Here is a 13,568-nt window from a genome sequence, read left to right on the forward strand (position 1 = left end):
CCATGCCTGCAATCCGCCCTCTGATTACCCTCATGACCGCTGCAGCACTCCTCTGGGGGTGCCAGTCACGGCCGCCCATGGAAACCGTCGACTACGTGGACCTCGAGCGGTACATGGGGGACTGGTACGTGATCGCCAATATTCCCACATTTCTCGAGCGCGGGGCGCACAATGCGGTCGAGCGATACACCCTGAACGAGGACGGCACCATCGATACCGTGTTCACGTTCCGGGACGGCGGGTTCGATGGCGAGAAGAAGCGCTACAACCCGACCGGTTTCGTACGCAGCGACGACAATGCCGAGTGGGGCATGCAGTTCATCTGGCCCATCAAGGCCGAATTCCTGGTGATCTACCTGGATGACGACTACGAGCATACGGTGATCGGCCGGACGCGGCGTGATTACGTCTGGATCATGTCACGGGAGCCGGAGATGCCGGAGGAGGATCTGCAGCGCATCATCGCGTTCCTGGGCGAGCGCGGCTACGACACCGACGCCATTGAGCGTGTGCCGCAGCAGTGGGGCGAGTCGACGGAGGGGTGACGTCGCATGGGCCGGGACCCGTTATAATGGAGGGGGTTCAGGGCAGCGCAGGTGAGTTGTCATGGCAGTCGGTTGGGCGAAAGACGGGGCGGTGCAGGAGCAGATCGACAGCACCGTGGAGGAATCCGTGGAGCGTGCGCGGCGCCAGCTCCCCACCGGTGAGAGTCTGAGCCATTGTGAAGCCTGTGATGCGGAAATCCCGCCGGGGCGGCGCGAGGCGATTCCGGGCGTGCGACTGTGCGTGATCTGTCAGGAGGAGCGCGACCGGGAGCAGACAGCGCACGGCCATTACAACCGGCGGGGCAGCAAGGACAGCCAGTTGCGTTGACGGCGTACCGTCACTCCGCTCCGTCCTCGTTCACGTCGTCATCGCCATCGTCCCCAAGAGCCTGCTCCAGGTCGAACTGCACATCCAGCTCGGTCAGCGGACCATGCAATCGCAGCGGGATGGTGACGCCCCGGAGCAGCTCCAGCAGTTCTTCGCTTTCGGTTTCGAAGGCGTCGATGATGGTGAGATCGATCCGGTAGTCCAGCTCCAGGTCAGACAGGTCCAGGTCGCCCGCGCCGCCAACGCTGAAATAATCCGAACCGGCCCGTGCCTCGGGGTTGGTCAGCACGCCGTCCGCCACGGCCAGTTCGCCGGCGATCCGGTCGAACGGCGTTGTGGCGTCCCGCGTGAACGGTGCCTGATCGATGCCGCCGAGGGCACTCGGCACCGTGTCCTCGATCAGGCGCGTGAGGCTGAAATGATTGATGCGGCCGTCGTTGAACGCCAGTGTGCCCTCGGCGTCCAGGGAGTCGCGGATCTCCGGCCAGTGCATGCCGGTGAATGAGCCGCTCCAGTGTGTGTCGGTCTCCGCCTCGATGACCGCCCAGTCGAACAGGGCGGTCAGGGCCGGCTCCAGGGCCATGCCGTCGATGCGCTGGTCGAACCAGACGGTGTATGGAACGCCGTTCAGCGGGACGTTGAATGTGCCGTGATAACGGCCGCCGTACACGGACGCTTCAAGGGGCTGGATGGTGAGCTCATCCCCCTGGGAGCGGATGACGCCCTCGATGGACTCGAAGGCAAGCCCGTTGGTTCTCAGGTCATCAATCGTCACCGTCCCGTCCAGCCCCACTCCGGTGATGGTGCCGAGCGTCGTGCGGGCGATGGTGCGCAGCGTGTCGGGGTCGAAGCCTTCCGGCGTGTAACGGTCCAGATCAATGGCGTCCAGCCCGACCGCGAACTCCCACAGCGGATCAGAGCCCAGCCGGGCGTCCACGTCGGCCTCGAGCGTGGAGTCATCCAGCTCCACGTGCAGGGCGTCCAGCGCCAGGCGCTGCTGGCGCCACTGGAAGCTGCCCTCGGCGTGCAGCCACTGCAGCGCGTCCAGGTCTTCCGCGTCCGGGTCTTCCCCGAACAGGGTGTGGAGCCGGTCTCTGAGTGCGTCATCGGTGATGGTGAACGTCCCTGATGCCGCCACGCCGTCATCGCCCCAGGTGCCATCCATCTGCAGCCGGGCGTCCAGGGCGTCGCTGCTCATGGTCAACTGCGACAGGGTGATGGCGTTGTCGTCCGGCGAATAGGCAAGGTCTGCGGAGACGTCGGCCTGGAGGGAGTCGGGGCGATCGGGGTCGGGGGTCCACTCCAGCCGCAGGTCGGTGAGCTCCACGGCGCGGGGAATCAGCGCGTCGTCCAGATCCAGTTGCATCACCAGGTCGCCGTCGATGCGGTTGAACGGGGCGCCCTCCGCCTGCCAGTCGGCGCGGAACGAGGGGCTGCCGCCGGCCGTGAACCGCTCCAGAGCCAGGTCACGCGCACCGAGGCGGTGCCGTGTCCCCCGCTGATGGTTGGTGTAGTCCACGGCGATCCGACCGATCCGGGTATCGCGGACACCGTCGAATGCCAGCGGTGGGTCGTCCTCCCGCTCCAGGATGGCGTCCATGATCGGAGCCCAGTTGCCGTCCCCGTCGGCGTTGCGCTCGGGACGGAGGGTGATTGCGCCGACGTCGATCACGTTCAGTGCGAGCCTGCCCGTGAACAGGCGCACGGGCTGGATGGCCGCGTGCAGATCCGAGGCTTCGGCAAAGGGGGCGTCGGTGTCACCGTCCGCGTTGGCGATCACCGCGGCGTCAATGGTGACGGCCGGTCGCGGCAGCAGCTCCAGGCGGATGTCACCCTGCACGGCGACCGGATGCCCGAGCGCCTCGCTGGCATGCCGGTTGATGGCCTCGCGGTGATCGTTCGGGTCCAGGAACCACCAGGCCGCGACCACGGCGAGGCCCACCAGCGCCAGGAAGGTCAGCAGGGACAGGGCGATTCTGCGCAGCACGGTGGGCATGGTCGGGCACCAGGCGGAAACGGCCGGCTATGGTACCCGCTTTGGGGTATGAGGACGATGCCGTCTATACGGCGGAATGACGAGGGGGTTTCTCACGGTACATGGCGCGGTCCGCCGTGTGGATCAGATCCACCGCGTTGCCGGCGTCGCGCGGGAAACAGGCGATACCGATGGATGCGGTGACCGAGAGAGTCAGCCCGGCGACCCGGACCGGCTTTGACACCACGCGCTGTACGTCCTGTTTCATGCGCAGGGTCTCCTGTTCGCCATCCAGGCCTTCGAGGATGACCACGAACTCGTCGCCGCCCAGGCGACCGACCGTCTCGTAGTGACGCACGCAGCCGGCAATGCGCCGGGCGACGACGGCCAACAGCTCATCCCCCACCCGGTGGCCGTGTTCATCGTTCACGTTCTTGAACCGGTTGAGGTCGATAAAGAGCGCGGCCACTTTCTGCTGCCGTGGCCCGGCGCGCCGGATCGCCTCCTCGAGCCGGTCGGCGAGGGCGGTGCGGTTGGGCAGCCCGGTGAGGGCATCGCGCTCGCGCAGGGTGGCCGGGACGCGGCGCTCCGGGGCCGGGCTGAGGAACAGCATGGCGGCCTGATTACCCCGGGCGAACGTGCAGCCCCCGGAGATGACCGTGCGGTGGCGCTGGCCATCCTGATCGAGAACACAGGTCTCGAAGTCAGTGACCTGCTGATTGGTGACCAGGTTCTCCAGCAGGCGATCAGGGTCATTGCTCTGGTCGAAGAAGGGGGCCAGGCTGCGCCCCACCAGCTGCCCGGCGGGCAGGCCGAGCAGCGTGGCGGCAGCGGCGTTGCCGTACAGGCATTTCCAGTCAGCCACGCGCGCCACCACGACCGGTACGGGCACCACGTCCACCATCTGCTGGTTGACCGCGTCGTCCTGCCCGTCCCGGGGTTCGGGCAGCTGCTGCACCTTGATCGCGATGCCCCTGGAATCCCCTTCCAGGGGCGTGGGCATGACCTGGCAGGCGTAGGTCAGCGTGCGGGTGGCGTCGACCACGTCCTGGATCAGCACGCGCACGATTGCTCCCGTGTTCAGAACCTGCTGAATGCAGCTCTCCAGTTGGGGGGCCAGCGAGGGTGGTAGTCCGTGGGTGCTCCAGATCTCGCCGGCCAGTGTTGTCAGCCGTTGACCCTCCAGCTCGCTCACCGGGGTGCCATGAAGACAGGTTCCTTCGCTGTCGCAGATATAGAGGTGTGATTGCGGGGCGGTGACCTCGGGGGAGGGGGTGACGGCGTTCGGCAATGTCATCAAGCGCGTTCTCCGAGCCCGGCCGACGCCGCGCTGGCCCGTTGGCGGGGCCTGTCCCTTGCGACGGGCGGACGTTGTCTTGTCACACGCCTCCCTGGCTGTGGCTGCCGGCGTTACTCCGGTTTGCGTATGCGATAAATACGCCCCTCGTGGTGGAAGAGTTCCAGAATTCCGTGAAATTGATGCCATAACCTGCCATTTCGCATTTCCCGGGAACCGATTCCCATGTGAGGGCGTAATTGCAGATGAAAGGCCGCAGATGAGGATTGCCTGGGGCCTTGCCGTCACGACGTCAGGGATGCCGTCGAGGGAGAACGCAATGGAATTGCCCACTCTGTGTTTTCGTCTTGAAGGTAAAGGAGAGCCCTGATGAGACCAGCAAAAGCAGTCGCCTTGAGTGCAGTCGTCGGTTCCGCAATGGTTCTGGGGCTGGGTGGGGTCGTTGCCGATGACGGCGGACCGGCCAACGGCTTCGATACCCACCTGTCCGAGAAACCGGCCGACGGCTATCACGCCAATGACCTGATCGGGAAGTCCGTGATGAGCACGACCGAGGACGAGGAGGTCGGATCCATCAGCGATCTCGTCATTGACCAGGATGGCAGCATCACGGCAGTGGTTGTCGGTGTCGGCGGCTTCCTGGGAATCGGTGAGAAGGATGTCGCCTTGTCCTGGGACAGCGTGGACCTGGCACAGGACGCCGATGACGAGACGGTTGTCCGCGTCGATGCGGATGAGGACACTCTGGACAATGCCCCCGAGTACGAGGATGCGGGCACGTTCTGAGTATCACCGGATCACGGCGTGGATGGATCACCGCCGCTGGTGAGAGACGGATCTCGGGCAGCGGGGGCAGCAGCCCCCGCTGTTTTCAGCACGGGCCTACTTCTTCAGGATCAATAGCACGCCGCCGAGGGATGCCGCAGCGCCACCGATCAGATACCACATGGTGGTATCGGTGAACCGCCCGGTAAGCGTCTCGTGGACCTGCTCCCCCAGTGATTCGCTGGCCTGCCATCCGGTGAACAGCAGAATCACGCCGACCACCAGCAGTATTACTCCAAGAATCTGGTTCGTTTTCATCCTGTTACTCTCCATTTCTGAATCAAGTGGTGATCCGCGCGTTTACCGGTCATGGAACTCATAGCCGATGCGGGGCGTAATTTCTATTCCATTGGGTGTTCAGGAAACGGTGATACAGTCGCGGGGCTTGCACCATTTCCGCCGCCGTTTCCTGCGGGATCAAGGGGAAATCACCATGAAACGCTACATTATCGTTGCAGATGCTGCTCGGGCACGGGTACTGGTGCGGGACGGGCTGGACCCGGTGCGGGAAGTGGACGAGCTGCTCCACCCCGAGGGGCGCATGCACCCCGGGGAGCTGGAAGACCGGGGCAAGGGCGAGACCCACGAATCGAGCAATACAACGGTGCGTGCGTCGGACAAGCGCACGAGCGTATCGGAGAAGTACGAAGCATCCTTTGCGCATACCCTGGCCGACTACATGAAGGGTCTGCGCACCCAGGGTGACGCCGAGGCATTCATTCTTGCCGCCACGCCGAGCCTGCTTGGTCACCTGCGTTCCAGCATCGACGATGCGACCGGCAAGCTGGTGGAACAGACCGTCGACAAGGACTATACCCGGGATTCGGCCGAAGATATCGGCCGCAAACTGGCGGTGTAGCCGCGCCCCCGGGGACGCTCCCCGGGGATCACTGACGGACTGACCAAGGCTGCGGAATGCTCTGGGTTCTGGTGTTGCACATTGTCGCGTTGTTGTTCTGGGCCGCGGCACTGTTGTATCTGCCCGCGCTGGTCGCTGCGGTGGACGCGCGGCGTGCCGAGATCACTGAATCGCCACCCGATCACGCGTCGCTGGCGCGGTTTGTCCACACTCACGTGGCCACGCCTGCGGCACTGATTGCCATCATGTCCGGGACGGTGGTGTTTCTGATGGACCGGACGGTGGAAGTCTGGCTCATGGCCAAGCTGACGCTGGTGACCGGCATGGTGATCTGCCACGCGTTTACCGGGTTGCTCATCCTGCGTGCGGAGCGCGGCGCAGTGGGGCGAACGGGGGTGTGGGCGTGGCTGCTCGCCATCACGCTGTGCCTGCTCATGGCCGGCATCATCTGGCTGGTTCTGGCCAAACCCACCCTTGAGGGTACACCTTGGGCGCTTTGACGCCGGGTCGGGGCGAGCGCGCGTCAGGCTCTGGCCTGGCCGTGCTTCTCCGCCGCTTCATCCACGTCGACGCCCACCGCGTATTCGTAGACGAGCTGGCCGCCAAGGAACCCTGCGGCGCTGACGAGAGCCGCCGTGAGGACGGACAGGTATGCTCCCCACGGCAGGATGTTCGCCGCCGGGTCGCCCAGCCGGAGCAGCCAGTTGAACGACGCCAGAGACAGCAGCATGACCGCGATCACGGCGTGAGACCACGCCGTGATCAGGCGGCGTATACGCGCAACGGTGACCAGATCCACCAGGCCGGCCAGCCCGGAAATCCAGCCGCCAAGCGCGCCCACGCCGGCCAGCCACAGGCCGGCCCGCGCCCAGAAGAAATCCCCGGTCAGAAAGTAGGCGAAGTCGGTTCCGACAAGCATGAGAAGTGCGGCCACGGGGAAGTGGATCAGGACCGGGTGCAGCGGGTGTCCCCGGAAGGACATGCGACTGATAATGGGTCCCTGGCTCATCAACTCACTCCGGAACAGTCGGGGGGCGTGGTGTATCAGCGCGTACTGGCAGGAAGGGTAGCGTTATTCGGCCTGATGTTCATCCCCGTGCTGCTTGCCGGGTGCAGTGGCCCCATGTCGACGCTGGATCCTGCGGGTCCGGCGGCCACATCCTCGGCGTGGTTGTGGTGGGCGATGTTCGCCTTCGCGACCGTGGTGCTGATTGCCGTGGTTGCGCTGTGGCTGTACGCGATGTGGCGGGAACCCGTCGAGCACGGCGATGCGGACGCCCAGCGTGTGCAGAACCGCTGGATCATCGGCGGCGGCTTCGTGTTGCCGCTGGTGAGCATCACCGCGCTGCTCGCTTTCGGGATCCCCGCGGGCCACAACATGATGCCGCTGGCCTCGGACGACGACGTGTTGCGCATCGATGTGACGGCCCACCGCTGGTGGTGGGAAGTCACCTACCCGGACCAGGACATCGGCCTCAACAACGAACTGCACATCCCCGTCGGCGTCCCGGTCCATGTTCATGTCTCCAGCGAGGACGTCATCCACTCGTTCTGGGTGCCCCGGCTTGCAGGCAAGCTCGACGCGATTCCGGGGCGCACCAACGTGCTGCGCCTGGAGGCGGACGAGACAGGCACGTTCCAGGGGAAGTGCGCGGAGTTCTGCGGCGTCGGACACGCGCACATGGACTTCACGGTGGAGGCGCATTCGCCGGACGACTTCGACGACTGGCTGGAGGAGGCCGCGCAGGACGATGACTGAGGCGCGCACGGAGGACCAGCAGGCACTGCATCAGCGCCTTGACCGGGTCTGGGGGAACCCCCGGGGCTGGCGCTCTCTGGCGGCGGTCAACCACACCACCATCGGCTTGCGCTTCATGGCCACCGGGCTGGTGTTCTTCCTGATCGCCGGCGTCATGGCCATGCTGGTGCGCACCCAGCTCGCCCTGCCGGCGCAGGACATCATCAGCCCGGATGTCTACAACCAGCTCTTCACCATGCACGGCACGGTGATGATGTTCCTGTTCGCCATCCCCGTGCTCGAGGGCATGGCGCTGTACATGATTCCCAAGCTCATCGGTGCCAGGGATCTTGTCTTCCCGCGGATCAGTTCGCTGGGCTACTACTGCTACCTGTTCGGCGGTCTGATCATCCTCTCCAGCATGGTACTGGGCATGGCGCCGGATTCCGGCTGGTTCATGTACACGCCGCTGAGCAGCGCGGAGTATGCACCCGGGCCGGGATCCGACTTCTGGCTGCTGGGCATTACGTTCGTGGAGATCTCCGCCATGGCGGCGGGTATCGAGCTGACGGTCTCCATCCTGCGCAGTCGCGCCAACGGGATGTCGCTGCGCCGGATGCCGATTTTCGTCTGGTACATCCTCGCCATGGCGCTGATGATCGTCTTCGGTTTCCCGCCGCTGATTCTCGCCAGCGTGCTGCTGGAACTGGAGCGGGCCGCCGGACTACCGTTCTTCGAAGTGGCCGGGGGCGGGGATCCGGTTCTCTGGCAGCATCTGTTCTGGCTGTTCGGCCACCCCGAGGTCTACATCATCTTCCTGCCCGCCGCCGGCATCGTGTCCACGCTGATTCCGGTGTTCGCGCAGCGACCGATTGTCGGTTACCGATGGCTGGTACTGGCCATCATTCTCACCGGCTTCATCAGTTTCGGGCTGTGGGTGCACCACATGTTCACCATCGGTATCCCGAAACTGGCGCAGGCGTTCTTCTCCGTCGCTAGTATGCTGGTGGCCGTGCCCACGGCGATCCAGGTGTTCGCCTGGCTGGCGACGTTATGGACGGGGCGGGTGGTGTACAGCCTGCCGATGCTGTGGATCATCGGCTTTCTGGTGGTGTTCGTCTGCGGTGGTCTGACCGGCGTCATGCTGGCGCTGGTGCCGTTCAACTGGCAGGTGCACGACACCCACTTCGTGGTGGCCCATCTGCACTACGTGCTGGTGGGCGGCATGCTGTTCCCGCTCATTGCCGGCTTCTATTACTGGCTGCCCCACCTCTCCGGGCGCATGCCCACGCGGGTGCTCGGCAACTGGGGCTTCTGGCTGACGTTCATCGGCTTCAACGTCACCTTTCTGCTCATGCACCTCACCGGCCTGCTCGGCATGCCGCGCCGGGTGTACACCTACGAGCCCGGCCTGGGCTGGGACTGGCTCAATCTGCTGTCGTCCGTGGGCGGGTTCATCATGGCGGCAGGGATCGCCATGATCATCCTGGACATCGCCCTGCATTTCCGTTTCGGGCGACCGGCTCCCCGTAATCCCTGGGGGGCGGACACCCTGGAGTGGGCGACGGGGACGCCGCCGGTGTCCTACAACTTCGCCAGTCTCCCCGATCTCCGCACCCGGCATCCGCTGTGGGAATCGCCCGAACTGCCCGACACCATTGCGTCCGGGGAGCACGGGCTCACCGACGTATCCCATGGCAGGCGCGAGACCTACGGCTCCGACGCCATTACGGGCAAGGTCGGACACGTGATTCACCTGCCCGGGAACTCCTGGTGGCCGTTGCTGGCCGCCCTGGGGCTGGCCCTTGTCTGTGTCAGCCTGCTGATCCGGGTCTACCCGCTGGCACTGGTGGGCGTCGGCCTGGCACTGGTCTTCCTGCTGCGCTGGAGCTGGGAGAACGGCGCTCACCCAACGGCGGCGCCACTGGCCCGCGGCGAATCCCGCGATCCGCCGCTGCACTCGCGGACCACCGATGGGCCCGGTCTGTGGGGCATGGTGGTCACGCTGATGGCGAATGGCACGTTCTACCTGTCGCTGATCTTCGGCTGGCTGTACCTGTGGACGGCGTCGCCGGGGTGGTCCGTCCCGGAGGGTGAGCAGATCGCCCTGTGGCTGGTGGTCATCAGTGGCGTGGTGCTGACGGTGGCGTGGCTGGATTACGAGGGCGCCGTGCGGGCGCTGCGCCGTGGTGTCGATGCGGGCCTCCAGCGCCGCCTGTGGCGCATCGGGCTGATGGGAGGCGGCCATGCGGCGCTGCTCGTCTGGGTGCTCCAGAACGCCTCGCTGGCGCCAACGGAGCTGGCCCACGACGCGACGCTGCTGGTCATGCTGCTCTACGTGATCGCCCACGGTGCGCTGGCGGCACTGCTCACTGCCCTGCAGGCGGTTCGGGTCGGGCGGGGCTACGTGGGACGTGAAACCCCCTATGAACCCGTGGTGGTGCGCCCGTTCTGGGTGTATACGGTCGGCATCTTCTGGGTGAGCGTGGCCGTGTTCCTGTTGCTGCCAATGGCGTGGGGGAGTCCGGCATGATCCGTGACTGGACACACCCGATGCACCTTTTCGCTGGCCTGGTGATCTGGAGCGTCTGGTTCGTTGCCATCTACGGCGGGTTGTCGGTGGGCTGCGCCGTGGCGCCGCCCGCGGTGGATCAGGGCGCGGTGAACTGGATCAACGGCATCCTGCTGCTCCTGACGCTTGGCGTGACGGCACTGCTTGCCGGTGCGGCCTGGGGCTGCTGGCGGGTCGCGCCGGCCGGGGATGAACACCGGTTCGTTGTGCGCGTCGCCGCAGGGGTCTACCTGCTCTCCGCCGGTTCAACGCTGGCCGTGGGCCTGCCGGTTGTTGTCTACCCGCCATGCGTGTGACGCGTCCCTGGCTGGTTCTGGCTGGTGGGCTCCTCTGGAGTCCCGTTGTCCCGGCGCATAATCCGGTCACCAGTACCGGTCATGAGCAGCTGGCGGGACTGCTGGGTGTCGTGCTGCTCGCTCTGTTCTGGGGCGGGTACCTGGCCGGCTCCTTTCGCCGCAGGCCGCGGGGCCGGGATGCCGCTCTGTTTCACGTCACGGCGTTCCTCTGTGCGCTGGCCCTGTTCGGGCCGCTGGATGACTGGGCGAAGACCAGTACGGCCGCGCACATGGTGCAGCACATGCTGCTGATGGTGGTGGTCGCGCCGCTGTGGGTGCTGAGTCGCCCGCTGCAGCAGCTCGCAGCGGGGGCGGGGTGGTTGTTCACCGCGCCCTGGAGCACCATGCTCCCGGTGGTGCAGCGGCCGATGGTCGCCGCCTACCTGCATGCCGTGGCGATCTGGTTCTGGCATACGCCGTATTTCTACATGGTCGCCGTGGATAACCCGTGGTGGCATGCGGTAGAGCATGCCTGCTTTCTGGTGACCGCGGGGCTGTTCTGGTGGGCCGTGCTCAAGAGCAGCGCACTGCGGGCGCCCTGGGCCCTGCTCGCGGTGCTGTTCACCCTGATGCACACCGGGTTTCTCGGGGCCATTCTCACGTTTGCCGATGCGCCCATGTACGGCGAGGCCCGCGGGCTGGACGATCAGCAGCTGGCGGGGCTGATCATGTGGGTGGTGGGCGGTGTGCCGTATCTTCTGGCCTCGGGCTGGATTGCGCACCGCTGGTACCGCCAGATGCAGCGTCGGATGGACCTGCAAGGGTAGTGGCGAGCGCGGCGATCAGCTTGACGAGGGCGTCGAGTTTGCCAAGCTCCCTGGTCAGGCGCCCCAGCGGCCCGGTGATCCTGGGCAGTGCACGCAGCCCCGGCGCGCCACGGACGATGAGCATGCCGCCGAGGAAGGCGGGGATCAGGACGGCGGGGTGCCGTAGCCGCTCGTAAGCCCGGCCGGCGTGGGTGCGGATGGCGGGGCCTCTCGCCATGACCGCATCCCGTTGATGCGCGACCCTGTGCTCCAGCGAAGGCACGTCTCTACTCCTGTTGGCGCATGGTGCGGGATGCATCGTCGAGCAGCGTGCGCACGGCAAGCCGTGTCTCGGGAAACGCGAGTCGGCCGGCCAGGCGCCTGAGAACAAGGAGCAGCACCCCGGCACAGCCCAGATTCACCAGAGATGCGGCTGCAACGCTCAGGGTCACGCCCAGGCGGGTGAACTCGTAGAGCCCGGCCGCGACGATCAGGGTCACCGAGAGCCAGACGCCGACCAGCACCAACCCCAGCACAACCCCGAGCACGACCATCATCACGACGGTCTTGACCACCAGTCGCGTCTCCAGCCCGAGCAATCTGGCCGTATCCCGGACGGATGCACCAATCAGTGCGAACACGGTGGCCACGTCGGCGAATGCGCCGCCGCGTTCCGCTGCGTCATCGCTGAAGGCCTGGTCGGAGGGCTCGCCATCCGGCCCGTGGCTTCGGGCCGGATCACCCGTCTCGCTGTCCCGCATGCTCCGGGTTACCGACGGCGTGTCAGCGATGAATACAGGGCTCCCGCGACAAAGGCGATACCAATGGACATGAGCGGGTTCTCGCGCACGTAGGTGTTCACGCGGTCAAGCACGTCATCGGCACGCTGCCGCCCCTGGGCCGCCGCGTCCCGCACGCGCTCATCGGCATGGGATGCCTGCTCGCGGGCATACTCTTCCGCCTTGCCAGCGGTTTCCGCTGCCTTGTCCACCGCCTCATGGGCCTTGCCCGCAACCTGGTCGGTGGTCTGGTGTCCGCTTGCTTTCGTCGCCATGGTCATATCCTCCGTACCGCTGTAGGGACGGGTCGTGGACCCGTCAGGAGCGACGGTCGTCGTCGCCAATGGTCTCGCCGAGAATCTCCTGATCGACGTCATCCGGTCGTATGGTGGTATAGAGCCTGCTCTTGACGTGTTTCCCAAGGGTAACGAGAAATGCGGTCAGCGGGACAGCCAGTATCATGCCCACGACACCGCCCAGCGCCGTCCCCCAGAACAGGATCGAGATCACCACGAGGACCGGGTGCAGGCCGGACCGGTCTGCCATGATCTTGGGGGTAAGCAGCATGCTCTCCACCAGTTGTGTCGCGGCGATGACGGCCAGCACCAGCATGACCAGCTGTGCGCCCCCGTCCGGCTGGAAGTAGGCAACCGGGAGCACTGTCACGATGCCGACGATAAAGCCGAGGTAGGGCACGATGTTGAGCAGACCGAGAGCGAGGCCGAAATAGATTGCGGCCTCGAGCCCGATGAACGTGAAGCCCACCGCCATCATCACGCCCATGATCAGGGCGATGGTCAGCTGCCCGCGGAAGAATGCGGTGATGTAGTCGATGAACAGCTGCCCCAGGTAGAGCACCTCGTTCTGCGTCTTCTGCGTGAACAGAAACAGCATGCTCTTGGCGTAATCCTTGATGCGGTTACCCGAGAGCAGCGCAAAGAACAGGTACAGGGGGACGAACCCGAGCCCTACCAGGAAGCCGATATACGCCATGGTGCGGTCCGCCGCTTCTTCCGCGTTCGGCAGAATCGACTGGATCTCCATGTCGCTGATGGCCTCCTCCAGCATGGGCAGCGCTTGCGGGAACCTTGCCGACAGGCTGTCGTGACCGCGCTCGGCCATCTCGGGCACGGACTGGAAGAACTGGCTGCCCTGGTTCACGGCCGCAGGCAGGACCAGGACCATCACCGTGACAAACAGCCCGAACAGGATCAGGAACAGTGAGACCACGGCGCCAAGCCGGTTCATCCTCGGGAGGCGCTCGAACAGCTCGACGATGGGAAACAGGACCAGGGCCAGCACTCCCGCGATCGCGAGAGGAAAGACCAGGGCGTGCAGGGCCCCGATGATCTGCCCGAGCACCCAGATGACGAACACGATGGTGCACATCAGGGTGACCGCGCTCAGGGCGACGATGGTGTAGCGGAGCAGCCGTTGTTCGCCGGGTGCAAAGTCGATGTTCGTGCTCTTCTCCGAGCTCATGGGGTTCCCTTTTCCCTTGCCATGTATGACATACGCACGCGGCGGTGGTTGTGATCCATTGGGCGGCCAACTGATTGCAGTCCGGGC

At 65.4% G+C, this 13,568-nt stretch carries 17 protein-coding genes; 10 read left to right on the forward strand and 7 right to left on the reverse strand.

Going from position 1 to position 13,568, the window contains the following annotated elements:
- The first annotated feature begins 2 nt into the window (after positions 1-2).
- Together BMZ02_RS01500 and BMZ02_RS01505 are read left to right on the forward strand one after the other, a co-directional pair.
- Positions 3-545 (forward strand): lipocalin family protein, encoded by a 543-nt coding sequence (locus tag BMZ02_RS01500; RefSeq protein ID WP_091639320.1) that lies wholly within the window; start codon positions 3-5, stop codon positions 543-545.
- A 61-nt stretch (positions 546-606) separates the two neighbouring features.
- On the forward strand, positions 607-873 hold the full coding sequence (locus tag BMZ02_RS01505) for a DksA/TraR family C4-type zinc finger protein (protein WP_091639321.1): 267 nt from the start codon (positions 607-609) through the stop codon (positions 871-873).
- A gap of 10 nt (positions 874-883) precedes the next feature.
- Here the strand turns inward: BMZ02_RS01505 and BMZ02_RS01510 are convergent, their stop codons facing one another.
- Together BMZ02_RS01510 and BMZ02_RS01515 are read right to left on the reverse strand one after the other, a co-directional pair.
- Positions 884-2,869 (reverse strand): AsmA family protein, encoded by a 1,986-nt coding sequence (locus BMZ02_RS01510; protein ID WP_091639323.1) that lies wholly within the window; start codon positions 2,867-2,869, stop codon positions 884-886.
- Between the two features lie 64 nt (positions 2,870-2,933).
- Positions 2,934-4,145: a diguanylate cyclase domain-containing protein gene (locus BMZ02_RS01515; protein ID WP_171909760.1), complete on the reverse strand. Its 1,212-nt coding sequence runs from the start codon at positions 4,143-4,145 to the stop codon at positions 2,934-2,936.
- Here BMZ02_RS01515 and BMZ02_RS19335 point away from each other — a divergent pair.
- Positions 4,095-4,283, forward strand: a complete 189-nt coding sequence (locus tag BMZ02_RS19335; RefSeq protein WP_425425060.1) for a TilS substrate-binding domain-containing protein — start codon at positions 4,095-4,097, stop codon at positions 4,281-4,283. The two genes, BMZ02_RS01515 and BMZ02_RS19335, sit on opposite strands and share 51 nt — an antisense overlap.
- A 231-nt stretch (positions 4,284-4,514) precedes the next feature.
- Positions 4,515-4,931 carry a PRC-barrel domain-containing protein gene (locus tag BMZ02_RS01520; RefSeq protein WP_091639326.1) on the forward strand — a complete coding sequence of 139 codons (417 nt, stop codon included), beginning with the start codon at positions 4,515-4,517 and terminating at the stop codon, positions 4,929-4,931.
- A gap of 96 nt (positions 4,932-5,027) precedes the next feature.
- Here the strand turns inward: BMZ02_RS01520 and BMZ02_RS01525 are convergent, their stop codons facing one another.
- Positions 5,028-5,228 (reverse strand): DUF3185 family protein, encoded by a 201-nt coding sequence (locus tag BMZ02_RS01525; RefSeq protein WP_091639328.1) that lies wholly within the window; start codon positions 5,226-5,228, stop codon positions 5,028-5,030.
- A gap of 175 nt (positions 5,229-5,403) precedes the next feature.
- On the opposite strand from BMZ02_RS01525, the gene BMZ02_RS01530 reads away from it, so the two are divergent.
- Positions 5,404-5,829 (forward strand): host attachment protein, encoded by a 426-nt coding sequence (locus BMZ02_RS01530; RefSeq protein ID WP_171909761.1) that lies wholly within the window; start codon positions 5,404-5,406, stop codon positions 5,827-5,829.
- Positions 5,830-5,885: 56 nt separating this feature from the next.
- Positions 5,886-6,329 (forward strand): CopD family protein, encoded by a 444-nt coding sequence (locus tag BMZ02_RS01535; RefSeq protein ID WP_091639331.1) that lies wholly within the window; start codon positions 5,886-5,888, stop codon positions 6,327-6,329.
- Positions 6,330-6,352: 23 nt separating this feature from the next.
- Here the strand turns inward: BMZ02_RS01535 and BMZ02_RS01540 are convergent, their stop codons facing one another.
- The gene (locus BMZ02_RS01540; RefSeq protein ID WP_091639333.1) at positions 6,353-6,838 is read right to left on the reverse strand and encodes a DUF2231 domain-containing protein; all 486 of its coding nucleotides are present in this window, start codon (positions 6,836-6,838) and stop codon (positions 6,353-6,355) included.
- A 114-nt stretch (positions 6,839-6,952) separates the two neighbouring features.
- Between BMZ02_RS01540 and coxB the strand changes: the two genes are divergently transcribed.
- From coxB to BMZ02_RS01560, 4 genes are read left to right on the forward strand one after another with little or no spacing between them, the layout of a single operon-like run.
- A complete protein-coding gene (gene coxB, locus BMZ02_RS01545) occupies positions 6,953-7,588 on the forward strand; it encodes a cytochrome c oxidase subunit II (RefSeq protein ID WP_245753906.1) in 636 nt (211 codons plus the stop codon).
- On the forward strand, positions 7,581-10,100 hold the full coding sequence (gene ctaD, locus BMZ02_RS01550; protein ID WP_091639336.1) for a cytochrome c oxidase subunit I: 2,520 nt from the start codon (positions 7,581-7,583) through the stop codon (positions 10,098-10,100). The genes coxB and ctaD overlap by 8 nt, the downstream gene beginning before the upstream one ends.
- Positions 10,097-10,435, forward strand: coding sequence for a hypothetical protein (locus BMZ02_RS01555; protein WP_091639338.1), 339 nt, complete (start codon positions 10,097-10,099; stop codon positions 10,433-10,435). The genes ctaD and BMZ02_RS01555 overlap by 4 nt, the downstream gene beginning before the upstream one ends.
- Positions 10,426-11,241, forward strand: coding sequence for a cytochrome c oxidase assembly protein (locus BMZ02_RS01560; RefSeq protein ID WP_091639339.1), 816 nt, complete (start codon positions 10,426-10,428; stop codon positions 11,239-11,241). The genes BMZ02_RS01555 and BMZ02_RS01560 overlap by 10 nt, the downstream gene beginning before the upstream one ends.
- 266 nt (positions 11,242-11,507) lie before the next feature.
- Here the strand turns inward: BMZ02_RS01560 and BMZ02_RS01565 are convergent, their stop codons facing one another.
- The 3 genes from BMZ02_RS01565 to BMZ02_RS01575 are packed head-to-tail and all read right to left on the reverse strand — an operon-like array spanning position 11,508 to position 13,481.
- Positions 11,508-11,981 carry a hypothetical protein gene (locus BMZ02_RS01565; protein WP_091639341.1) on the reverse strand — a complete coding sequence of 158 codons (474 nt, stop codon included), beginning with the start codon at positions 11,979-11,981 and terminating at the stop codon, positions 11,508-11,510.
- Positions 11,982-11,989: 8 nt separating this feature from the next.
- Positions 11,990-12,274: an ElaB/YgaM/YqjD family protein gene (locus BMZ02_RS01570; RefSeq protein ID WP_091640356.1), complete on the reverse strand. Its 285-nt coding sequence runs from the start codon at positions 12,272-12,274 to the stop codon at positions 11,990-11,992.
- Between the two features lie 43 nt (positions 12,275-12,317).
- Positions 12,318-13,481, reverse strand: coding sequence for an AI-2E family transporter (locus BMZ02_RS01575; RefSeq protein ID WP_091639342.1), 1,164 nt, complete (start codon positions 13,479-13,481; stop codon positions 12,318-12,320).
- Positions 13,482-13,568 lie beyond the last annotated feature (87 nt).

The sequence above is a fragment of the Aquisalimonas asiatica genome (assembly GCF_900110585.1).
Classification (GTDB): domain Bacteria; phylum Pseudomonadota; class Gammaproteobacteria; order Nitrococcales; family Aquisalimonadaceae; genus Aquisalimonas; species Aquisalimonas asiatica.